The following is a 22,319-nucleotide window of genomic DNA, read 5'->3' on the forward strand; positions in this document are numbered from 1 at the left end:
CCTCATGAACGAAAGAAAAGAACAAAAAGAAACGGGTACTTCTACCATTTCTGAAAAAAATGCAGCAAATGTCCATCCGGGTCACGAACCGCAAAGAAAAGGCGATCACCTGCTACCGAAACCTTTTCCACGCTCACGCCCAGTTTTGCGAGGCGCAGGTACGTTTGACAAATCGCGTAGGCATCCCCTGCACGAAAGGCAGACAAAAATTGCTCGAACCCTTCTTTTGATACAAAGCCGGATGAATCACGACGTCCAGCTTTGTCGAATTTCTTTTTGTGGGATGGGCTTTCTCCCTGTCTGGATTGCTCTGCCAACACGAACAAGCGCTGGCGTGCCCTCTTCACTCCTTCCTTCACTGCCCCTACGGTCGTATGGAGCAATGTGGCTGTTTCCTGCGCCGTAAACGAAAAAATGTCCATCATGAGAATCAGCACCATCTGTCTGGCATTTAGTCGATCCGCCAGTTGCTCGAACACCTCTCTCTGCACAAACGCATCAGATACACTGGACTGATGCAGATAGATCGCTTCATCAAACAAGGCGGGATGCTCATTCGCCTTTACTTTCCTGCAATGATCGATCCAAGCATTCGTAGCAATTTGCTTCAAAAATGCCTTGGTTAGTTCTCTGTCTGGAGTCTTCTGCAAGGAACGATACACCTTCGTCAATGTTTCCTGGAAGAGATCCTGCGCATCCCACTCGTTTTTCGTGAGGGACAAGCAATGCTTTTGGATATCCGCAAGGAAAGGATTTACGCGCAAAAAGGAAGCCTTATCCTGATCAGCCCCCATACTATCCCTCCGAAACTTTTCTGAGTATTCATGCTTATTTTCAAAAAAATAAAGAACGCTGTCAACAACGACCATCTACAAATAGGAAAGCGACTGTCCCAACGGATTTTTCCCGCTCAGGACAGTCGCTGCTTTATTTCCTGCCAATCAATACAAGTAAGTCTATCGTCATATCCACTCCTGCCAAGTCAGACACTCGCTCCAATTGCTCAGGTGTCGCTCCCCACGCCAACGGAGTCATCTGAAGCAGGGAAACAAGACGCTCTTCCTCCAGTCGGAACTGATACTGAACCCGTTCCTTACCAATTAGCTGGAAGCTGGTTTTGAAGTGCTCGATCGTACGAGTATTCTTATATTGTGTTTTGGGAGTCTCTTGATACAAGGCTTCTCGTAGCTCTCGCAAATAGTTGGCCTCCGGAATGACTTTGATCATCCTTCCATCATCAGCCAGGAGTCTATGAAACTCATCCGAATTGGATGGAGATAATAGATTCAAAATGCATGAAAACTGTCTGTCGACAAACGGCGCATTTGTCAAATCGCCAACGCACCAAACTACTTCTGGATCGCTCTTCGCCGCGAGCATAACCCCCTCTTTGGCGAGATCGACACCCACTCCGACAAATGGGACTTTGCTTGTTTGCATCACTCTCTGCCGAACCTGTGTCAGATGATAGCCTTCGCCGCATCCTGCATCCAGCACGTACATCTGGCTTTCCTCAGCGTCTGTCCTATGCAGGATGACTTCGCTCAATACGTCATACAAAGGATCAAAGAAGCCTTGCTCCATGATCGCCCTTCTCGCCGCAAACAATTGCTTGTCATACTTTGTTTTGTAGGTTCGCGTAGCCAAGTGGACATAGCCGTGCTTGGATAAATCAAAGCAATGATGATTGTTGCATACCAAGCTGGTGACAGGTACGTTGCGCATAGCTGCCTGGCAATTTGGACAACGAAAAATCCCCACATGCTGGGAGATAGCTGTAGACATCAAAAAAAAGCACCCCATTCATTCGTATTTCGGTGAATGAAAAAAGGCACAGTCAAATAAACCCCAAGCATTTTCAAAAAATGCGGGATTCTGTTGAGCTGTACCTCACATTACCGATAACGAATGAACTGGATGATCATGGTCTGTAACACTCCTGCACTTTGATTAAGTAGGCATCACGTGGACGCTCAGCTACAATTGTAGCACATTTCAGCAATACAGCCACTGTACAATATGGGGCAGGTACGCAATATTTATCTTGTTTTTCGCTTCCCTGCCCTTTCCCGCTTCTGAGGTTTTTTTTCCCTTCACTCCAGAAGCATGACCTCATCGTATTTCATCATGATGCTTCCTTCCTTGTACTCCCCTACTTTTGGTACATTCACCAGACCCTTTATGTTTTGGAGAAGCGCACGGACGCTGTTCACTCCGCTTTCGTGAGCATGCGGATACCCTCCGCCAAAGCGGGGATTGATCTCCGACACAACGTACTGATCTCCCACCAAAAAACAATCGATGTCAATGGGCCCTCGCGGCTCCAGGACACGAATCAGTTCCTTCGCTAGCGATAGCAGACGCGGATCTTTTACCGCGAGTGAGCGATCCGTCTCCCCTGCCCGCATACGCAGCTTTTTGCGGGTGAATAGTGTCACCAGCTCCCCCGAGATCAGATCCACATAGCCGTCCACTCCGTACTCCTCTGCCTGCAAGAACGGTTGAATGACGACATCCTCCGTGTTTTCCATGAGCATGGACCATTCTTGATCATTCTCCACACGTGTGATGCCTAAACTGGCACTTCCATACCGCGGCTTGACAATCAATGGATATGTAATCTGCCCTGCTGTAAGCGCTGCTTGTACCTCATCCACTTTTGTAAAGGTGGGAATGGCGGGAATCTGATGCGCGGACAAAAAATCATACGTAGCCATCTTATCCAAGCACATCTGGATTACATCCCGATCGGACACGATCACCTCGATGCCCTGCATGTAGAAACGATCTGCATATGCAGCCAACAGTGTCAGCTCCGGGTCTATTAAAGAGAGGATTGCCTTGATCTCGTAGCGTTGGCAAATGTGCAGCAGGGCATCGAGATAACCAGGATCGTCGATACGCGGCACCTGCTCATGATAATGGGCAGCGTACAGGGCCGGGGCTGTCGGATCGCAGTCGACTGCGATGATTTTGCCAGTGTCACCCCATTCGCGTACAAAATAGTGGAGCAGCTTGACTCGTCTGCCTACACTGGTCACAAGTACGTTCATTCAGTTCACGACCCCCTGCTTGTCAACGTGAAAACGATAAACCGATTCGGGTATGAATTGTTGGAGAGTCTCTTTTCCCCTGACAATGACTGTATCTTTTCCATCGATAGCGAGAACCGGCGGCCTCTCCCGAATAAAAGGTGGATTAAAGACAAGCGTATACGCCCCTACGTGTCCGAAGACAAAATAATCCCCGCTATCAGGCAAAGGTCCCGTATAGCTTTGAAGCAAATAATCTTTTTCCATGCACGTATACCCGACGACATGATAGCTCGCTTCGGGAACTGGCTTGCGGTTGCACACATGTCGGGCTGGCAAAGGGTGCGCGTGCATCGTCGGCTTGACATTGTGAATGCTGCCATCCACGAGAACAAATCGCTCTCCTCTGTTTTCTTTTACATCGATGACCTGGCAAACGAAATCAACGGCATCTGCCACAAGTGAAATACCCGGCTCCAGAATCAGCAACGGAGCGTGATCCAGCTCTGCCAGCTCCTCCTTCATGACTGACGTAATCGCTTCGGCGTACTCCTCAAAGGTTGGTGCAGCCGTCATCCCGAATGAGGTCGGGAGCTCGCCAAAAAATCCGCCTCCCATATCGATAAAAGCAAGCCGCTCACCCAAATGCTGTTTTCCCAAACGGCATAAATAGCGCGCAATTTGGCGATACACACCGACACTGCGATTGGTGGAAAAGTGTCCATGCAACCCGACTACATGCACATTCGGGGCGACAGCCAATTGACTCAGGGCTTTTTCCAAATTGCCGTTTTCGACGCAAAAACCAAATCGGCTGACCTCGTACCCATTTTGCAGAGGACTCACGCCACCCCTGGCCAAATCCACATTAATCCGCAGCCCGATCCGAAACGTCTGCTCGGGATACTGCTTGGCGTAGGCCACCACCCACGGGATTTCCGAAAAAGAATCCAGATTGATCAGGCTCCCCTGCTCCAAGACAAAATGAATGTCCTCTTCCGTTTTGAGCGGGCCGTTAAAAATGATGGACGCAGGGTCGACGCCGAGTTTCCGTGCCAATTCGTATTCCAGTCGAGAGACGACTTCAGCATGCGCCCCTAGCTGATGCAGCTTTTGGCATAAAAACGGCAAGTAATTGGTCTTATACGAATACGCGACGACTACATGCTCATACCGCTGGGTAAAAGCCCGTTGGAAACGACGATAGTTCTCGGAGAGCTTCACGGTGTCCAGCACGTAATAAGAAGACGAGCAGAGGCTACGCCATTTTTCTAGCTGCTCATAACTATACATGGCGCACCCCCCGTTCCTGGTTCAGGAGGCAGCTCATGATCAGACCGATGACCCGCTCCTGTTGTTCAGCAGTCAAGCTGGAACCCGACGGCAAGCAAACACCTTCGGCAAACAGCTGATCTGATATACTCTCATCAGGTTGGTGCGGATAGTATTGGCATTGTGCGAACAACGGTTGTAGATGCATCGGCTTCCACACGGGACGGGCTTCGATATTTTCTCTACCCAGTGCATCGATCAATTGTGCAGCAGAGAGTGTCGTGTCAGCTGGATTCAGTCTCATCACCGTTAGCCAGCGGGTGGATCGCCCTGTCGCCGGCTCGGGCATGAACGAAATGCCAGGCAATTGTCCGAGGGCTTGTTCATAACGCTTATAAATCCCTCGCCTTGCCTCGATTCGCTCCTCCAAGACGCGCAGCTGCCCCCGGCCAATTGCCGCCAGTACGTTGCTCAACCGATAGTTGTAGCCCATCTCTTCATGCTGGTAATGCCTCACTGGCTCCTTCGCCTGCGTCGACCAGAAGCGCGCCTTTTCAATCGCCTCAACGTCATCGGAGACGAGCATTCCACCACCTGAAGTCGTCATGATTTTATTGCCATTAAATGAAAAAGTCCCAACATGACCAAAGGCACCGCTCATTCTCCCTTTGTATACAGCTCCTAACGATTCTGCTGCATCTTCCACCACGCGCACCCCATACTGCTCACAAAGCGCCATCAACGGCCACATATCTGCGCTCTGCCCATATAAATTGACGATGACGACCGCCTTGGGCAACTTGTCCGCTGCTGCAGCTTCCTGCAAGGCTCGCTCTAATGCCTGCGGAGACATATTCCAGGACCCTTCCTCGGAATCAATGAATACTGGAGTCGCTCCCTGGTACAGAATCGGATTGGCACTGGCGACGAAGGTGAGACTGGAGCAAAACACCGTATCACCCGGAGCCACACCGGCTAGCCTAAGGCCGAGATGGATAGCAGCCGTTCCAGAGGATACAGCCAGCGCAGCTTTTACGCCGACATACTGGGCAATCTCCCGCTCAAAAGCATCGACGTGTTCCCCCAATGGTGCAATCCAATTGGAGGCAAAGGCGTCTGCCACCAACTCCTGCTCATCCTCCCCCATATGTGGCGGTGATAAAAAAATCCGCTGCTGCGCACTCATTACGACGTCCCTCCATTGCGATAGGCAGGAAAGAAATCTTGCTCGCCAGCCTGATCGACCTGTAGTTTTTGGCACAAAGCCAGATACACTTCCTCATCGTGAACTTTTTTGCCCATCCAGTACGGAAAATGATTGCCGTTTGCAAACGAGGACTTGAAACGGAACAAGCCATCCCCATCCAAATTCCCTCCTCCAAGGAGAAGTAGCTGTGCTCCATCTTGCTTTGCCTGCTGGATCATGGCGTCGAAGAGGAGGTGGTTGACGCCAAGCGCCATGTCTTCCGTATGGGATGCCCCTAGCTGATAATGGGCGAATTGATTTCCACTGAGCAAAAGTACTCCCGCCACCGGCCGATCCTCATGCATGGCAAGCAGAAGCCGCGGCTTGCACAGCTCTGTTTTTTTCATGAGTCCCCAAAAAAATTCAGGTGCATAGTAATAGATCGCCGCGGCTTGATTACGGTCCATCGTCTCCCGATGCAGCTGGATAAAAGAAGGAAGCCAATCGGTTCCGCCCAATGTAACCCGGACGTCGTTTGCCGCGGCCTTCCTGATATTTCGTCCGACGTTTTGCGTATAGTGAGCACGAATGTAGGAAAGTGTGGGGCGCAAATCGACAGCCGTTACCATCCTCACCAAATCCAGTCGCATTTGATCCGCAAACAGCTCCGCATTTCCCAGCAACGGATGAAAGCGGACCGTTTCTGTCAGATAGTTTTTGTACCGACAGTAGACGTGGAATTGCTCCTGGAACAATCGGGCAGCCGTCTGTCCTCCCACGACAAATGGCCCTCCGTATCCAATCGAAACCAAATCCGCATAGCCGGGAATCCACCCATCCAGACGTCTGACCAAATACGGGTAGAAAACCTCGTTCTCCCCACTCTTGAAAAAGACAGCTTCTGGCGTGCCCTGCTCCATTTTGGCGTATAGCTGCACAAATTCTTTCGTGTAGGACACGTCTAATTTGAAAAACCGTCGCAAATATTCGGTCCAATCATCCTGTTCCGACAGTACGATCAGGCTCACATGCTTCCCTCCCAGCGCGCTCTGTGTTTTCACTCCCTCTGAAGTCTTCTACCGTGACGCTGCCCAGTTGATTTATGCCTGTCGATTGAAAAACACGCTTGATCGTCAGACCGATAATCCGCATATCCAGTAAAAAGCTGCCATTTTCTACATACCAGACGTCCAGCTCGAACTTTTGCTCCCAGTCAATCGCATTTCTTCCATTGACCTGCGCCCAGCCTGTAATCCCCGGCTTTACGTCGTGTCGTTTTAACTGCCGCGGCGTGTACAACGGCAAGTACTCCATCAGTAGCGGTCTCGGCCCTACGAGGCTCATTTCACCGCGAAGCACATTCCATAGTTGTGGCAATTCATCCAAGCTATACTTGCGCAAAAGCGTTCCGAATGAACCCAGCCGCTGCTCGTCAGAGAGAAGCACTCCACTCTCATCACGCTCATTGGTCATCGTGCGAAATTTGTAGATAAAAAAAGGTTTTCCGTGCAAACCTGGTCGCTCTTGTACAAACAAAACCGGAGACCCCAGCTTCCAACGGATGAGCAGACTCACCAGCAAAATCAGCGGGGACAGCATGACGAGCATCAGGAAGGATACGCCACGATCAAACAAGGACTTCATGCCGCACCTCCTGTTGATTCCACTTCGCTGCCGCTTCCTCCATACTGAGGCTCTGCATGCCGTACCTCTCGCGTAACATGGAGTAATGCTGGAGGATTTCCTCCAAAAAGGACAGATTCTCTTCCATGTGGTTCCCGAAGTTTTCCGGATGCCACCATAGATGGTACAAGCGATTGTGCTCTGCCGTATGAGTCAGGTCGCGTTTGATTCTTTTCATGCGCCATTTTTCCAACCTCTGTAGTCGAGGATGATAAGGACGCAAAAACCGACTGGATGGAACATCGACCATTCCCTCTGGACTACGCTGCAATGAAACATAATTGTTATGACCGGAGAGATTCACATACGCATCCATCAGTCGCATGGCTCTTTTGAACAATGTCTCTTCGGCAGCCCCTTGTGTGTGATACATCCAAGACTGCTCGTTGCCGCGATAGGAACGAAACCCCTTTTTCTTGCACAAAGATAAATAGGCAGGCTGTACCTGATTTCGCGGAAAAACGATGCTGGTAGGGGAGTATCCTTTTTTGTGAGTCACTCGATGAAAAGAATCAAGGTCAGCAGCAAAAGCTTCGGGAGTCTGTCCCGGCTCCAGACAATAGTAGTGGGAAAGGGTGTGGCTTCCGATGAATTGATGCGGGTAAGAGGATATCAGCTTGATTAAGGAAGGAGCAAAATGATACGGGTCGACCTGCTCATGCTCTCCGATCGCATCTGTGTCCATATAGGGATAGGGTGACAGCTTTTCATCGGCATACGCCGGGAGATGCCATGGGACGACACTTGCCAGCTCCTTGCGCGACTCGCAAAACAAAAAACCGACAGTCGCCCAGGTGACGTGCATTTCATACTTGGCAAACAGCTCCAAAAGTGCGGGGATCACTTGACGAACGCCTAGCAAATTTTGCTCATAGGACTGAATGGTTCTCTTGTCTCGGACGCCCCAGTAAAGTTCAAAGTCTAGGGAAATGACGAATGCTCCCGTCTTGTCCAATCTTCTCCGCTGCCTCCTTTCTCCTGCTCTCTTTCTTCTCTCAGCTGACCAGTCAGTTGGGCAAATAACGCCGCCTGCTTCGCGAGGACCGTTCGCTCATCAAAGTGCTCAAGCGCGATACTGCGGCTGTTCTGCCCGAATGCTTCTCTGAGTCTCGAATCCACTACGAGCTTTTTTAAAGCTGCATACAAGGGACATATCTGTTTTGGTTCTACTAAAAATCCGTTGACCCCGTCTCTGACTTCTTCCCGACATCCACGGATATTCGTGGCGACGATCGGTTTTGCCATCGCCATTGCCTCAATGATGGATCGAGGCAGCCCTTCGCGATGAGAAGGAAGGACAAAAATATCACTGGTGGCCATCAACTCCGGGATGTCTGTGCGGAATCCAGCCAAAATGATTTGCGGATGCTGTCGACAAAGCTCCACGAAGTTTTGCCCCCGCTGATCGCGTTCACTGGAAGACACGTCCCCCACCAACAAGAGGCGCAGACGTGGAAATTCGCCCGCCAGCTTGCGAAAGGCCTCCAACAGCTCAAAAATTCCTTTCTCCGAGACCATACGTCCTACATAGGTGATCACCACATGATCATCCCGCAGCCCCAGTGAGGACTTGATGGACTGGACCTTTTCTCTCGTAACGTGTCGCGGGTGAAAGCGTTCTGTGAGATCAACACCGTTGCCAATATGCAGAATCCGCTCCGCCTGAGAGGAGAAGCCATCCTGCACGCTCAACTCGTAATCCTCCCGACTTTGAAGCAAAAGATAGTCAGTCATATGCCGGGCAAACCATTTTTCCAGCGTGTAATACATCCGATACGTTCTTTTGCTCATGCCCTCATGAAAGAAGTAGCCATGTGCTGTGTAAATGACATGCGGCACTCCTGCCAACCTTGCTGCCACACGCCCGAGAACAGCAGCGATCGGTGTATGAACATGCACGACATCATACTTCTCCCTTTTCATTAACCGATACAATGCCCCAATCGTGACCAGATTGGAAATCGGGTCGATCTTTCGCTTAATGGGGATACTTCTGAGCGTCAATCCCTTTGCTGTTAGCACATCAAAGCGCCCTGTATCCGAACACGCGGTATGCACCTCGTAGCCTTCACCCATCAGCTTTTCAATCAGGGGAAACAGCAAGCTTTCTACAGAGCGGTCAATTGCGCATACTTGTAAGATTTTTTTCAAGCAGATCACCGCCATTTTTGATCTGACGCGTATTGATTTCGGCTGTCACAAAATACAGCGCGAGCATGATCCAGAAAAACGTTTCGCGAATTCCATTATGAGTGAGTCCGTACAAAATTTGGAAAAAAAGCGGATACCAAGCAACCAATCGATGCCCACGAACCGCCCCATAAATCACGAGAATGAACAACACCGTGCCCATTACGCCGTAGGAAAAGAACAGGTTGGCTAAGGTAGAATGGAGTTCCAACGAAATGCTGCTGTTAAATCGCTCGTACATCCCTTCCCCTGCTCCGAACAAAATGTACTCCGGATGGTTGGCAATCCGGTCATAGCCCCGCGCTGCCCAATTGTCATCCGAATCTTCGCCGAGTGTGACCATTCGTTCTTCGATTTGTGTGTAAATAGAAGCATCGCTCAGCACGTTTTCGTTGGTGTACAAATAGATGAAGAAGACAGTGAAGGACGAGACGAGCACGCAAAGGAGATTCATCCAAAACAAGCCCGTGCGTTCTTTGATCGAGAGGAGCAAAAAAACGAGGTACATCCCTACGGCACTAATGATCGCTGCTTTTGACAGGGACGCTGCAATGATGCTAAACGCCGTGCCGATCGCAACAAAGAGAGGAATGGTCTTCACAGATACGAAGCGGGCACACAGCAGGCATATCCCCATGCACAGAAGCCCAAAATAGCCGAGCTGGTTCGGATTGTTGAAGAACAAGGACTGCCTGAACTCGTCACTATCCGGTGACAGTCCTGACACGAGAATGAATGCCTGAACGAGCAAGGAAGTGGACGTAGCCAGGAAGACCCATTTGACGTACTCTTGCGGGTTGCGCCTGAACAAAATAACCAGGGCAAGCATCACGGCTCCGTTGTACAAATACCACTTGGTCGAGCTGAATACATCCATTTCCCCGCCGAGTGCAATCGCCCATATGCCGTTCACCATCATAATGTCGTACAAAAACAGAAGGGTAAGGAAGAGAAAAAATCCGAGTCTGCGGTTGACCCGCCCCAAGCGAAACAAGAAGCTGTAGGCGATCAAGATCAGCATAATAAAATCGGCGATTTGCGGATTGCCACTTGGGAAGAAGTAGAAGGGCTTAAGTACCACATATAGCAAAAGAAGGATCTTGTCCGGTGAGAGCTTTTCCTTGATCATCATTTACCTGTGCGCCAGATGGTTGGTGAATTGCAGGATTCGCCGATAATCCTCCCACGTATCAACCTCTGCCCAAAACAATCCCGATGGTATTTGTGCGACATACACATTCCTTTCCCCCAAAAAAGAATAGAGGACATTTTCCCACCACAAATCATACTGCTTCTCCTGAATCAACCTTTGTACTCGCCGCAAAAATATTGGCAGAAAGCTCTCTTGAAGCTTGGCAATTCCAACGTATTCGCCAGTTGTCTCTTCCAGTGAGAGCTCCTTTCCATGGCGGAGCAAGAGTCCGTTTTCATAGCCAAATTTATAATCCCCCTCATAGCGACGCACTGGATCAGCAAACATGACAGGGCATCTGGTCTCTTGCAACACGACCTCCAGTACCTTCGACTCAAAGTAAACGTCGGCGTTCAACAGCAAGCAGTCGCTTCCTTGCAAAAACTCGCGGGCGAACCAGAGGGACACCATACTATTCGTCCGATCATAAAAAGGGTTGTGATAAAAACGAATCGGTTCATCTCCGAGCAACTGGGTAATCACGTTGGCTCGATAGCCCACCACCATCGCGATCTCATCAATTCCGTGGCGCCTTAGCTCCGTTATCGTATTTTCAATGAGCGCCTGGTTTCCGATGTCCACTGTACACTTGGGAATACCGTCAATTTGCTCGTTGATTCGTGACCCGAGACCTGCTGCCATGAGCAGTGCCTTCATCCGACTCCCCTCCTTCTTTCAGAGATGGCATGACGTATTTGATGTTCAGCTTCAGCTTGTACATCGATCTGGCCAGTCCGACGAACAGGTGGTAGAAGGTCCATAGGAGCAAAAATAGCATCTGACCGCTGATTGCCCACAGGAACGCGGTAACGAGCACGCCCAACTGATAGCCCGTTTGGGTAAGAAAAAGGAAGACAAAAGCATCGATCCATTTGCTGCGCTTTCTCATAGAGACTGTTTCGTGAGAGATTTTCCCTTGACTAAAGACGAGATCGGAGCCATTCGTCGCCAAAATCTCTGCAAAAATCGTCAGCAGAATCAAATAAAGCAACCACGGCCCCAACATCGCGTGATAATTGATGATGCCGTATACCACACCGAATGACACCAGGTAGAGTGCATAGTTGAGCCCGATGTCCAGCCATTCTCCTCCCTTGCTCTTCTGGTTGCGCATGCGGGCCACTTCCCCGTCGACGCAATCCGCCAAGTAGCACACCTGACAGAAGAAGCAGCCGAGCAGAAAGGATGCCGCCGTTCCATACATAAATGCTGCAGCGCTTAGGAGCCCGGCAACAATCCCCCCCATTGTAATCGCGTTGGGGGAAATGCGTGTTTTTCGGGTCAGCAATAAGCTCACGTAGATGGAGATGCGACGAGTGAAGTAGTACGACCAAAATTCCTCCCTGCTCCACGGCTTCTGCACCTGCAGACGGCAATGGCGTGTCTCTTCACTATCCCAAAACATAGACGGATACAGCTCATCCTTCACGGTAAGCCACCTTCTTCATGACCTCGTCTCCTGGAGCGAGACGGAATATTTTTCGGACAAAAACGGGATATACCACGTGCGAAATCCAAAATATTTGGATGCCCAATACGAAGCACAAAGATCTCGACAGATCAGGCTGATTGATGTAGCAATGGCGGCCCCGATAATTCCATACAGCGGAATGAGGCAAGCGTTTCCGATTATGTTTAGTGCAGCTGAACAGACAAGAATATTGCGGGCCGTTTTCTGATGCCCGGTCATCGTCAATAAGGGGATAACACTCCCTGTGCAAAAATTGACAAACTGCCCCATGCACAAAATCACTAGGACGAGGCTCTCACTGGCAAACTCTTCGCCAAAAAAAGTGAGCAACGGAACGGCGAATAGCGCCACTAGCAGATTGAGAGGAGCAGAGGTGAAGAAAATGAGCCGATTGGCAAACGCAATCATCTTTTTCAAGCCGTCCATATCATTACGTGCGTACAGCTCAGAAAACTTCGGAGAGAGGATCGTATTGATGGAAATCAACGCAAAGCCCGTCACCATTGCCAGACGAATGACCACACTGTATACTCCGACGGTTTTGGCGTCCGTAAAAATCCCCAGCATGATCATATCTGTCCACGTCATAATCAATTCCATCGACGCACTGAGATACATCGGGAGTGCGACTGCAATAATTTCCCTCAACCTAACACCGGGCTCTCCCGCAGTCGGCTGTACACCGCTACGAAATCCTCGGCTCGTCGCATACCACTGCCCCATCCCATAGACCGCATTCAAGATAACAGCAGCTGCGAGCAGTTGAATCAAGAGCATCGTACTGGGTTCGAAAAAAGGAATGGCGATGAAGAGAAACGCCAAGTGCAGAAAACGCATACCGACGATATCGACAGTGATCGAGATGACAACCCGATGCAGTGCCCGAAATGCAGATGCATACAGCCTGGCGAGCGACACAAACGGAAGCATCCACGCGACGACTCTTAGTGCCTCTGCTGGCAGCTCCCCTGCAAACACGTAGGCGGACACCTGCTCTGAGAACAGATGCAAAAGTACCCCAAGCACAATCGAAATCAGCGTAGCCCACAGCACTACTTTGTTGAATACTTCGGAAATCTGATAAAGTGAGCCTTTCGCACGAAACTCCGAGAGAAAGCGGATGATGGCTGTATCCGTCCCCAAAACGGCCAGCACCATTCCGATGTTCATCAGGGTGATCGTCAGCGAATAGATGCCCAGGCTCTCGGCTCCATACTCTCTGGCAATGTAGAACTGCAAGAGATAGAGCAGTACGAAGCCAAGGAGCCGAAACAAAAACGTGAAGGCCGAGCCGCGAATCACTTCGTGAACGTCGCGATCTTTATTGAGACGGCTCCATTGTCGTTGCCAAGCTATTTTGAGGGCATGCATGTCTACAAACGCCCCACTTTCTGCTATGCGTTGTACCCGTATCCGTAGTACCCTTCTCTCTTTCCTACCTTTTTGTTGTTGAGAACAACACCGAGCAAGTTGGCGCCTGCTGCTTTTAACTGCTCTACCGCCTTGACAGCAGAATCCCGCTTCGTCTTGCTTGCATCCACAACCATGACACAGCCGTCCATTTCCCTCGCCAGCACCATTGCGTCGCTTACGATTAGTGGCGGACTGTCGACAATCACAAAATCGTAGTTGTGGCGCAGATAGTCCATCAATTCCAAGAGCCGTGGCGTCCCGAGCATTTCCGCTGGATTATGCGGGATCGGCCCTGCTGTAATGATCGACAACTCTGATACCCCAGACGGTTGGATGATATCGGGAATCTGGCACATATCCGAAAAGTAAGAACTGATCCCGTACAGATTCGGCATATCAAAGGTGAAATGCACCCGGGGATTGCGCAAGTCAAAATCAAGCAGCACCGTTTTCTTGTGATCCTTTGCCATCATCAAGGACAGGTTGGCAGCGGTGATCGTTTTTCCCTCAGAAGCCCCTGGACTGGTGACTAAAATCGTTTGCATCAGCTTGTCGCCCATGGAAAACTGAATGTTCAAGCGAAGAGTACGGTAGCCCTCTACCAGCGGAGACAGCGGCTCCCAATGGGCGATCAGCTTTTGATAACGATCATCAGGCTTCTGCCTTCTCATACTCATTCCTCACTTCCTCCACCTTGGGCTGGCGAAATGCCTTCCGTGTTTTTTTGTCAATCACCGCAATCGTTGCCAGTACAGGTAAACCTAAAAACTCCTCCACTTCTTTTTCCGATTGAAGTCGAGTATCCATCTGCACAAGCAAGAAGACGACGACCATAGATGTTGCCAACCCGAGGACAAAAGCGATCACCGAATTGAGGATCGGTTTTGGGCTCACGGGAATGGCCGCCGGATTGTTTCGGGCTTCCGCCAAAATATGCACGTTGTTCATGCTAAGCATTTTGACGACTTCTTCCTGAAAGGTCTTCGCGATGGTATTGGCGATGAGCACAGCTCTGCCCTGATCCGGGTCTTCTACCGTAATGGAAATGACCTGCGAGTCCTTGACTGGCTCCACTTTCGTTTGAAGAAGCAGATCCTCCATCGTAGCGCCGGCCCCGATCACTTCGAGCACGCGTTCCATCACCCGTGGACTTTCAATAATGACGCGGTAGGTCTCAATCAATTTCAGATTGGAATCAATTTCTGCGACAGATAGCATGCTCTCTACGGTTGAATCCAGCGAGCGATTCACTAATATTTCCGTCTTAGCCTGATAAATCGGTGTCAGCAAATAGAAGCTCACGAGCGCTGTTCCGATGGTGCACAAAGAAGTAATCAAAAGGATCAGCTTCCATCGCTTCAACAACATCAAGAGTATTTCACGAAGATTAAGCTCCTCATTCATCCTGCTTCCCCCTTTGCCCCGCCATGCTGTCACTTCCTTCTTTCGGCAGTTGTACGGGAGGTTCGATTTGTTTTTGAAAAGTTGAAAGACTCTCGGTCAATCTCTCACGCTCTTGCGGGCTGACGATATAGTAGTAGATTCCATTGATCATTTGACCCTTTCCTTCCAAACGAATCGTCTCGACGGAGGTAACTGCCGTGCTGTAGCTTAGGGCAAGCTGTTTCATCACATCAAAGGTCATGTTCGTTTTCACGTATTTCCCCATCGTCGTAAGGACATCATTCAATCGGGTAGGCGATGCAAGAGTTACCCCTTTATCCAGCAATGCCTTGATGATTTCCTGCTGTCTTTCGTTGCGCCCGAGGTCGCCTCTCGGATCTTCGTAGCGCATGCGAGCGTAGACCAAGGCTTGCTTCCCGTCTAACTGGATGGGACCTACCGGAAAGGTGTAATCGGCATAAGTAAAGGCAAGCTTGTTGTTGACTTCCACTCCGCCCAGCGCATCGATCACACCTGCGAATCCTTCCATATTTGCGGTCACCACGTAATCAATGGGAAATTGGAGAAACTGCTCGACGGTGTCTACTGCCTGCTGTACGCCGCCGAATGCATAGGCATGATTGATCTTATCCTGAGTACCTTTGTGAGCGATAGCGGTTCGCGTATCACGCGGTATGCTGATGAGCAGCGCAGATTTCGTTTTCGGGTTGACGGAGAGTACGAGGATGACATCTGAGCGTCCCTTGTCATTCTCTCTCTCATCAACGCCTAGAAGCAGCAAGGTGATCGGTTCTTTGGGCAAGATAGCGGAGTTCTCCACTTCAGCCGCAAGTGGTGTTGTTGCACCTTGGGAATTTAAAGCCGGTGTTTGTCTCACAGATGCTGGTTCAGTCGCTACAGGTATCTCCACAGATTTCTGCGTGCGGACAGGGAGGTACATTTTGCTGGCGGTTTCTTTTAACGACAGATAGACGTACACACCATAACCACTCAAGCCGATGAGACAAATCAATCCTCCCCATGCAAGCATCCGCTTCCACTTAATCGTGGCGATCTTTTCCTTCCATTTGCTGACGCTCATCCGATTGCCACTGGATAAGGGACTGGCGTAGACTCTTCCTTCACGTAAGAAGTGGATTGATAGCCTGGAACGATCCCTTGCAAAATCTCGATAATGGATTGTTTGTCCTCCATCGTCGCTCCCTTGTCTGCAATTTGCTCCAACCGGGCGATCCCTGCCAAGAGCTCATTCCAGGAAAAATCGAGCGGCTTGCCTATGAAGATGCGATTATGGCAAGTAGACGACAAGCCTTCTTCCGCCGTCAAAATTTCTTCGTACAGCTTCTCACCCGAACGAATTCCTGTGAATACAACCGAAATATCCTTACCCGGCTCCAAGCCTGCCAAGCGAATCAGGTCGAGGGCCATATCGACAATTTTGACCGGTTTCCCCATATCGAGAATGAAGATCTCCCCTCCCTGAGCGAGTGCTCCCGCCTGGATGACGAGCTGGGCAGCCTCAGGAATGGTCATGAAAAATCTCTCCATATCTGGATGTGTAATAGTAATCGGTCCACCTGCCCGGATTTGATTGAGAAAAACGGGAACGACACTCCCCCTGCTCCCCAGGACATTTCCAAAACGAACAGCCGCAAACCGGGTAAGTCCGAAATGGTTATACCCCTGGATCAAAAGCTCGGCGATCCTTTTCGTGGCACCCATCACACTCGTTGGATTCACTGCCTTGTCCGTCGAGATCAGGATGAAATGAGAGACGCTGGTTTCCAGTGCGCATTCCGCTACGTTTTTCGTACCCAGAATGTTGTTCTTTAATGCCTCACACGGGTTGTTCTCCATTAACGGCACATGCTTGTGGGCTGCCGCATGAAAAACAACGGCGGGACGATATTCATGCATAATCGAAGCAATTCTTTGTCTGTCACGAATATCTGCAATCAAGCTGACTGTCTCCTGCTCAGGAAACAAACGCGAGAGCTCCAGGCTCATTTCAAAAATCCCGTTCTCTTCATTCCCCAAGAGAAGAAGTTTCCTTGGTCCAAATCTAGCTATCTGTCTGCAAAGTTCCGACCCAATAGAGCCGCCTGCTCCTGTCACAAGTACGACTTGCTGTCGCAAGTATCCCGTAATCTCCTCCAGATTGACTTGAACAGGCTCCCTTCCCAATAAATCCTCCAACGCTACATCCCGAATCATGTTCATCGTGATTTTTCCATTAATGATGTCGGCTACGTGCGGCAAAATTTTGACGCTTGCTCTCGTCGTTTTGCAAATGTCGAAAATCTCCTTAATTGTCTGTCGGGAAGCGGATGGCATGGCAATCACGATGTCTGAAATGGAAAGTCGTTGCACGACACGGGCGATATCAGCCCGATTCCCTACAACGGGCAGGCCATACACGCGCAGATTTTGTTTGCTGGGCTCATCATCGATAAAGGCCACTGGACGCAGCTCCGACAAAGGCGAGGCTTTCATCTCTCTGGCTACGAGCACACCTGCGTTGCCTGCCCCGATAATTAATGTGCGCCTGCGCTCCTGCGTTCTTTTCTCCCGCTCTTCATTCCACCACTTCCAGACAAACCGGGAGCCTGTGATGCCGAGCAAAACAAAGGCTAGCGTCATCAGAAAGAGTGAGGTGGGAAATCGGATAGACCAACCAAGCAGGTACGTCATTTTGAGTACCAGGTAGAGCGCCAAAACGGAAAAGCTCGTGGCAAAAATGATCGAGACCAGCTCGCGAACACTGACATAGCGGAAAACAGGTCGATAGAGTTGAGCAAAGTGCATGCCTGTCACGACGAACAGTACGTGGCCAATCATCAAATACATAGGTTGATATTCGCTTATCTCCGTGAAAGAAAAATCAAATCGAACCAGGCAGGCTAACCAGACAGCCAAGCTGATAATTCCTGCGTCCGATAAGCTTAACCAGAATCTTCTCTTCCGGTAGCTCATATTCATCCGCTCCAGGTGATCTTTATTCAAAGAATGGTCATCATAAACGCCACAGGCTAATTTCTGCCGGGCATGTTTCGCGATTTAGCACGCTTTTCACGTCTGCGATGACACCTTGCCCCTGATACAAGAGCCCGGCAAGCTCCTCCCATCCCAGGTGCAGATATCGCTCATGAGGTACGGCCAATACGATTCCGTGGGCAGGCTGCAGGTCTTCCCACTCTCGCAATTGAATGCCGTATTCCTCTCTCGTCCGCTCTGGACAAGCCAATTCATCTGTCACTTGGACCTCTACTCCGAACTCCTTCAGTTCCTGGACAATGTCGATGACCCGACTATTGCGAATGTCCGACACGTTTTCTTTAAAGGTGATGCCCATAATCGTGATCCGCGAGCCTTGAATCGCAATATTTTGCCAGATCATTTGTTTCACGAGTGAGGTCGCGACGAACTTGCCCATCCCGTCATTGATCCGTCGTCCAGCGAGTATGACCTGCGGATGATAACCGACACTCTCCGCCTTGTATGTCAAATAGTACGGATCGACGCCAATACAATGACCACCGACGAGTCCCGGAGAGAACGGAAGGAAATTCCATTTTGTTCGAGCGGCTTCGAGCACATCTGCCGTTGAGATGCCCAAACGGTCAAAAATAATCGAGAGCTCATTGATCAAGGCGATATTGATGTCGCGTTGCGTGTTCTCAATCACCTTGGCTGCCTCAGCCACCTGAATCGAGGGCGCTTTGTGAATACCTGCCTCTACAATCAGCCCATACATCTCGGCAATCGTTTCACACGTCTGGCGATCTTGCCCAGAAACGACCTTGACGATCTGGGACAATCTCCGCTCCCGATCCCCCGGATTGATTCGTTCAGGTGAGTAGCCGACATAAAAATCAATCCCCGCCAGCTTTCCAGACGCTTGTTCCAATACAGGAATACAAATCTCTTCTGTTGCCCCTGGGTATACTGTCGATTCATAGACGACGATAGTCCCTGAACTCAGGTGTTGCCCAACGCTTTCAGACGCGAGAATGAGTGCCCGCATATCGGGCCGTTTCGCAGAATCGACAGGAGTGGGCACCGTTATGATGATAAAATCGCACGCTGCGAGACTTGCAGGGTCATCTGTATACATGATGTTGGCTCGCTTCAGCTCATCTGTCGACATCTCTCCCGTTTCGTCCATTCCACTCTCCAGACTGCGTATGCGTCTTTCGTCTATGTCAAAACCAACCACTGGAAGCACTTGGCCAAAAGCAATCGCGACAGGCAGTCCTACATATCCAAGACCTACGACTCCCACTTTTTTACGCATGAGCGACACCATAATAGCTGACGTACCAGTCTACAAATCGAGATATCCCCACGTCGACTGGTGTTTTTGGGCGAAAGCCTGTCGCCTCATACAGAGCTTCTACTGACGCATAGGTAGCAGGAACATCCCCCGGCTGGATGGGCAAATAGTCGCGAACAGCCTTTTTCCCCAGCTTCTCTTCCAAGATTGAGAGAAACGAAAGTAAATCGATCGGCTGGTGATTCCCGATGTTGAACACCTCATGCGGCGCTTTATCCCCCTCCCTTTGCGGGATTCGATTCATCAGTCGCAGCATCCCTTCGACGATATCGTCCACATACGTAAAGTCCCTCGTCATGTTGCCGTAGTTGAAAATGCGGACAGGCTCTCCCGACAAAATCGCCTTGGTAAACGTATAGAGCGCCATATCTGGTCGGCCCCAAGGCCCATATACCGTAAAGAAGCGAAGTCCCGTCGCAGGCAAGCCGTATAAATGACTGTAGGTATAGGCCATCAGTTCATTGGCTTTTTTCGTTGCTGCGTACAAGCTGACCGGCTCATCTACGGGATCGTACTCCGCAAATGGTAGCTTTGTGTTCCCTCCGTAGACGGAGCTTGAAGATGCGTAGAGCAACTGCTTGACCCTCGACCGACGGCATCCTTCCAAAATGTGCAGAAACCCGGTGATATTGGAAGTCGTATAGGCGTGAGGATTTTCCAGACTGTACCTGACGCCCGCTTGAGCGGCCAAGTGAATGACAATTTCCGGCTCCATCTCTCGGAACAACTCGTCCATTTTGCTCTGATCTGCAATATCCGCTTTGACAAAACGAAAGGATGGATACGCTTGGAGGATTTCCAGTCGGTTGCTCTTCAAGACCGGGTCGTAATACTCATTGCAATTATCTACCCCCCAGACCGTCTGTCCTTGTTCCAAAAGCCGTCGTGCTACATGAAAACCGATAAATCCAGCTGCACCAGTCACCAAAATCGACATACTATCCACCTCTTTGCTTATTCATACGGAGGTTCTAGGACAAATATGCCAGTGGCTGCCCAAAGTTTATGGAACACATTTTTATGTAGTCCATGCCCTTTTTACTAAATGGTTGTCAACATTTGAGAAATGGTTGAATGAAATGAAATGAAGACAATCTTGTCTACCAATTACTGGAGGAGAATGCTTTTATGTGGATTGATGTAAAAACACACGGAGCAAAGGGGGATGGAGTGACCGACGATACCCAAGCAATCCAGGCTGCATTGACTGCTGCTCTGAACCTGCAAATTCCATTATTTTTTCCTGCTGGCACCTATATCATTGAGCCAAACAGACTGGAGGTCATCCTAGGAGCAGGAAAAAGCCTAGTGATGCAGGGAATCGGTCCGTTTTCCGTGTTAAAAAGGAAAGCCAATTCATCTGGCGCAGATTGGCGCTGGCTTTTCTCGATTACGTCCTCGGGTGGTGATGCTGATTCTTTTGTGGTCTCCAACCTGAAGATTGATTCCAATGCAAGAGCAAATCCGCTGCCACCCGATCCTTACGATTACGAACATAGCGCTGATTTCTACATTCGTGGTGGAGGTCCTAGTAGCTATATCAATTACGTAGCGCTACAACAAGTATGGTGTACGGATGGAGTCGCCGACCATTTTTACTTTGCCGGGGAAACGAACTGCTATGTCCGCACGGTGCAAATTACCGATTTTTATAGCGACAACCGCAAGCGTACACGCTCAGACATTACCGTGACGGGTGGCCTGGAGCGGCTGAATGCAACGAATGTAGCTTGTGATCGTTTTGAAGTCGAGCTCAATCAAGGGTACGACGGAGCCACACCCATGTTCGTAAACCTGAGCAATATCTCTTGCCGTCAACAGCTCGACTTGGAAGGAGATTTGTCCTCCCCGATGGTCGTGCAAGGTAGTAATCTGGTTTCGCTCGCCAGCTTCAGTCTTACTGGCATGACAGGCTGTATCAGCTCCTCGGTTTTTTATACGGCACCTGATCAGAAAAATCGGGTGAACTTTATGAAAAACATGACTTTCAGCAACTGTCGCTGGGTACTGCATACAACCGCGCAAGGAAGTACAAAGACGGTAGGTACTGGTCTAACCGTGGATTATTCGGATGTAGGACTTGTATTTGATGGCTGTAGCTTCGAGGCCAATGATACAGCGGCTTCCATCGGCGGCTACGCCTTGAGCTTGGAGCCATGGGATGTGCTCGCCGAGCGGCATGTTACCGTGAGAAGTTGTTCGTTTGACCCTCGACTGACCCAAAACATTTCATTGAACCGCTGCGGAAACGTCTATCTCATAAACAACCGTTATTCCGGATCTGACCACGCGATCATGCTCTACGGCACTGGAACGTACCCATTGGTAGTCACCGTGGATGGTGGCGACTTCAGCCAGGTTACCGGAAAAATGTTTTATCACAAGACTTCGGATAAAATAACCCTCTCCATGAAAAACCTCCCTGTTCCTGTCTCCCTCACTAGCGGCTACAAATCCGAAAACTCTTCCTATATCCCAACTGTTTCCATCAACGAACGTGTGGTGTATGTCGCAACAGCCCCCAGCGCCTCCGTCAAATACGGTGGTCTCAAAGGCGATACTCTGCGCTTGATCACTCCTGTAAACAATCAACCATGCGAATGGATTGCAACTACGACAAATAAGACTGCCTGCACTTGGCTTGTGACCAAAACAGCCAAAAGCTAAGGGGAATGAAAAACATCCATCTGCCCCTCGTCGTGGGATAGATGGATGTTTATTATTAGGCAATACGCTCTAAATCCGGATTGTACCGTTTCACGTAGGTAAAAATTTCTTCTCCAAGCAATTGCGTTCTCACTAGCTCATCTGCCCGTTCACTCAAATGCCGGGTGAGTTGATTGGTTCCATTTTCGATGCGTCTTTTGGCAGCCTCAGGCAGTGTCAATACATGCGGTACGAGCAATTGCAGGTACCAAACGCCCTTTTCTTCCTCGGAGACATCGATCTCCAGTTCCATGTCCGGACTGTCGAAATCGTACAGCTGGTTAAAGAGCCATTCTCTTTTTTCCAGCGTCATTGCGGCAATGTCGATTTTTTCCACGCTCAAATAATACTCTTCATTGAACAAGACAAGTTTATCGTCAATTTCCTGATACTTTTTCGCCAGCGGATTCATCGTCATCGATCCTTTCCATCTCACA

At 49.9% G+C, this 22,319-nt stretch carries 21 protein-coding genes; 1 reads left to right on the forward strand and 20 read right to left on the reverse strand.

Translation table 11 applies throughout. The annotated features are described in order from the left end of the window. Positions 1–41: 41 nt before the first annotated feature. The 19 genes from FO446_RS20675 to FO446_RS20765 all read right to left on the reverse strand — a co-directional run bounded on the left by FO446_RS20675 (position 42) and on the right by FO446_RS20765 (position 20,113). Positions 42–794, reverse strand: coding sequence for an RNA polymerase sigma factor (locus FO446_RS20675; RefSeq protein WP_237898953.1), 753 nt, complete (start codon positions 792–794; stop codon positions 42–44). Positions 795–927: 133 nt separating this feature from the next. Beyond that, complete coding sequence (locus FO446_RS20680; RefSeq protein ID WP_237898954.1) at positions 928–1,785, reverse strand: putative RNA methyltransferase; 858 nt, start codon at positions 1,783–1,785, stop codon at positions 928–930. Between the two features lie 308 nt (positions 1,786–2,093). Then, positions 2,094–3,053, reverse strand: a complete 960-nt coding sequence (locus FO446_RS20685; RefSeq protein ID WP_237898956.1) for an ATP-grasp domain-containing protein — start codon at positions 3,051–3,053, stop codon at positions 2,094–2,096. Continuing rightward, on the reverse strand, positions 3,054–4,325 hold the full coding sequence (locus FO446_RS20690; protein WP_173610942.1) for a type III PLP-dependent enzyme domain-containing protein: 1,272 nt from the start codon (positions 4,323–4,325) through the stop codon (positions 3,054–3,056). Further along, positions 4,318–5,490 (reverse strand): DegT/DnrJ/EryC1/StrS family aminotransferase, encoded by a 1,173-nt coding sequence (locus FO446_RS20695; protein ID WP_173610941.1) that lies wholly within the window; start codon positions 5,488–5,490, stop codon positions 4,318–4,320. The genes FO446_RS20690 and FO446_RS20695 overlap by 8 nt, the downstream gene beginning before the upstream one ends. Then, on the reverse strand, positions 5,490–6,518 hold the full coding sequence (locus FO446_RS20700) for a GNAT family N-acetyltransferase (RefSeq protein ID WP_173610940.1): 1,029 nt from the start codon (positions 6,516–6,518) through the stop codon (positions 5,490–5,492). The genes FO446_RS20695 and FO446_RS20700 overlap by 1 nt, the downstream gene beginning before the upstream one ends. Next, positions 6,487–7,134, reverse strand: coding sequence for a sugar transferase (locus FO446_RS20705; protein WP_173610939.1), 648 nt, complete (start codon positions 7,132–7,134; stop codon positions 6,487–6,489). The genes FO446_RS20700 and FO446_RS20705 overlap by 32 nt, the downstream gene beginning before the upstream one ends. After that, positions 7,118–8,128 carry a polysaccharide deacetylase family protein gene (locus FO446_RS20710; RefSeq protein ID WP_173610938.1) on the reverse strand — a complete coding sequence of 337 codons (1,011 nt, stop codon included), beginning with the start codon at positions 8,126–8,128 and terminating at the stop codon, positions 7,118–7,120. Before FO446_RS20710 ends, FO446_RS20705 begins: the two co-directional genes overlap by 17 nt. Beyond that, positions 8,095–9,333: a glycosyltransferase family 4 protein gene (locus FO446_RS20715; RefSeq protein ID WP_229088241.1), complete on the reverse strand. Its 1,239-nt coding sequence runs from the start codon at positions 9,331–9,333 to the stop codon at positions 8,095–8,097. The genes FO446_RS20710 and FO446_RS20715 overlap by 34 nt, the downstream gene beginning before the upstream one ends. Then, the gene (locus FO446_RS20720) at positions 9,293–10,495 is read right to left on the reverse strand and encodes an O-antigen ligase family protein (protein ID WP_173610936.1); all 1,203 of its coding nucleotides are present in this window, start codon (positions 10,493–10,495) and stop codon (positions 9,293–9,295) included. The genes FO446_RS20715 and FO446_RS20720 overlap by 41 nt, the downstream gene beginning before the upstream one ends. Next, the gene (locus FO446_RS20725) at positions 10,496–11,212 is read right to left on the reverse strand and encodes a phosphocholine cytidylyltransferase family protein (RefSeq protein WP_173610935.1); all 717 of its coding nucleotides are present in this window, start codon (positions 11,210–11,212) and stop codon (positions 10,496–10,498) included. It lies immediately after the preceding gene. Next, entirely contained in the window at positions 11,157–11,984 is an 828-nt protein-coding gene (locus tag FO446_RS20730) for a CDP-alcohol phosphatidyltransferase family protein (protein WP_237898957.1), read from the reverse strand. Before FO446_RS20730 ends, FO446_RS20725 begins: the two co-directional genes overlap by 56 nt. 15 nt (positions 11,985–11,999) lie before the next feature. Next, complete coding sequence (locus FO446_RS20735) at positions 12,000–13,397, reverse strand: flippase (RefSeq protein WP_173610933.1); 1,398 nt, start codon at positions 13,395–13,397, stop codon at positions 12,000–12,002. A gap of 23 nt (positions 13,398–13,420) precedes the next feature. Further along, positions 13,421–14,116, reverse strand: coding sequence for a CpsD/CapB family tyrosine-protein kinase (locus tag FO446_RS20740; RefSeq protein WP_173610932.1), 696 nt, complete (start codon positions 14,114–14,116; stop codon positions 13,421–13,423). After that, positions 14,091–14,843 (reverse strand): YveK family protein, encoded by a 753-nt coding sequence (locus FO446_RS20745; RefSeq protein ID WP_173610931.1) that lies wholly within the window; start codon positions 14,841–14,843, stop codon positions 14,091–14,093. The genes FO446_RS20740 and FO446_RS20745 overlap by 26 nt, the downstream gene beginning before the upstream one ends. Next, positions 14,836–15,924 (reverse strand): LCP family glycopolymer transferase, encoded by a 1,089-nt coding sequence (locus FO446_RS20750; protein ID WP_237898958.1) that lies wholly within the window; start codon positions 15,922–15,924, stop codon positions 14,836–14,838. Before FO446_RS20750 ends, FO446_RS20745 begins: the two co-directional genes overlap by 8 nt. Continuing rightward, a complete protein-coding gene (locus FO446_RS20755) occupies positions 15,921–17,816 on the reverse strand; it encodes a polysaccharide biosynthesis protein (protein WP_237898960.1) in 1,896 nt (631 codons plus the stop codon). The genes FO446_RS20750 and FO446_RS20755 overlap by 4 nt, the downstream gene beginning before the upstream one ends. Positions 17,817–17,856: 40 nt before the next feature. Continuing rightward, positions 17,857–19,137, reverse strand: coding sequence for a nucleotide sugar dehydrogenase (locus tag FO446_RS20760; protein WP_229088112.1), 1,281 nt, complete (start codon positions 19,135–19,137; stop codon positions 17,857–17,859). Further along, entirely contained in the window at positions 19,130–20,113 is a 984-nt protein-coding gene (locus FO446_RS20765) for an NAD-dependent epimerase (protein WP_173610927.1), read from the reverse strand. The genes FO446_RS20760 and FO446_RS20765 overlap by 8 nt, the downstream gene beginning before the upstream one ends. Before the next feature lie 191 nt (positions 20,114–20,304). On the opposite strand from FO446_RS20765, the gene FO446_RS20770 reads away from it, so the two are divergent. Next, complete coding sequence (locus FO446_RS20770) at positions 20,305–21,843, forward strand: glycoside hydrolase family 55 protein (RefSeq protein WP_221868115.1); 1,539 nt, start codon at positions 20,305–20,307, stop codon at positions 21,841–21,843. Positions 21,844–21,898: 55 nt separating this feature from the next. On the opposite strand, the gene FO446_RS20775 is transcribed toward FO446_RS20770, so the two are convergent. After that, positions 21,899–22,294, reverse strand: a complete 396-nt coding sequence (locus FO446_RS20775; RefSeq protein ID WP_173611003.1) for a hypothetical protein — start codon at positions 22,292–22,294, stop codon at positions 21,899–21,901. Between the last annotated feature and the right edge of the window lie 25 nt (positions 22,295–22,319).

This window comes from Brevibacillus brevis, from assembly GCF_022026395.1.
Lineage (GTDB): Bacteria > Bacillota > Bacilli > Brevibacillales > Brevibacillaceae > Brevibacillus.

Excerpts from the sequence above, each read along its gene's own strand:
- FO446_RS20675 (WP_237898953.1), bottom strand. The coding sequence starts at position 794 with ATGGGGGCTGATCAGGATAAGGCTTCCTTTTTGCGCGTAAATCCTTTC.
- FO446_RS20680 (WP_237898954.1), bottom strand. The coding sequence starts at position 1,785 with ATGTCTACAGCTATCTCCCAGCATGTGGGGATTTTTCGTTGTCCAAAT.
- FO446_RS20685 (WP_237898956.1), bottom strand. The coding sequence starts at position 3,053 with ATGAACGTACTTGTGACCAGTGTAGGCAGACGAGTCAAGCTGCTCCAC.
- FO446_RS20690 (WP_173610942.1), bottom strand. The coding sequence starts at position 4,325 with ATGTATAGTTATGAGCAGCTAGAAAAATGGCGTAGCCTCTGCTCGTCT.
- FO446_RS20695 (WP_173610941.1), bottom strand. The coding sequence starts at position 5,490 with ATGAGTGCGCAGCAGCGGATTTTTTTATCACCGCCACATATGGGGGAG.
- FO446_RS20705 (WP_173610939.1), bottom strand. The coding sequence starts at position 7,134 with ATGAAGTCCTTGTTTGATCGTGGCGTATCCTTCCTGATGCTCGTCATG.
- FO446_RS20720 (WP_173610936.1), bottom strand. The coding sequence starts at position 10,495 with ATGATGATCAAGGAAAAGCTCTCACCGGACAAGATCCTTCTTTTGCTA.
- FO446_RS20725 (WP_173610935.1), bottom strand. The coding sequence starts at position 11,212 with ATGAAGGCACTGCTCATGGCAGCAGGTCTCGGGTCACGAATCAACGAG.
- FO446_RS20735 (WP_173610933.1), bottom strand. The coding sequence starts at position 13,397 with ATGCATGCCCTCAAAATAGCTTGGCAACGACAATGGAGCCGTCTCAAT.
- FO446_RS20740 (WP_173610932.1), bottom strand. The coding sequence starts at position 14,116 with ATGAGTATGAGAAGGCAGAAGCCTGATGATCGTTATCAAAAGCTGATC.
- FO446_RS20745 (WP_173610931.1), bottom strand. The coding sequence starts at position 14,843 with ATGAATGAGGAGCTTAATCTTCGTGAAATACTCTTGATGTTGTTGAAG.
- FO446_RS20750 (WP_237898958.1), bottom strand. The coding sequence starts at position 15,924 with ATGAGCGTCAGCAAATGGAAGGAAAAGATCGCCACGATTAAGTGGAAG.
- FO446_RS20755 (WP_237898960.1), bottom strand. The coding sequence starts at position 17,816 with ATGAGCTACCGGAAGAGAAGATTCTGGTTAAGCTTATCGGACGCAGGA.
- FO446_RS20760 (WP_229088112.1), bottom strand. The coding sequence starts at position 19,137 with ATGCGTAAAAAAGTGGGAGTCGTAGGTCTTGGATATGTAGGACTGCCT.
- FO446_RS20765 (WP_173610927.1), bottom strand. The coding sequence starts at position 20,113 with ATGTCGATTTTGGTGACTGGTGCAGCTGGATTTATCGGTTTTCATGTA.
- FO446_RS20770 (WP_221868115.1), top strand. The coding sequence starts at position 20,305 with ATGTGGATTGATGTAAAAACACACGGAGCAAAGGGGGATGGAGTGACC.
- FO446_RS20775 (WP_173611003.1), bottom strand. The coding sequence starts at position 22,294 with ATGAATCCGCTGGCGAAAAAGTATCAGGAAATTGACGATAAACTTGTC.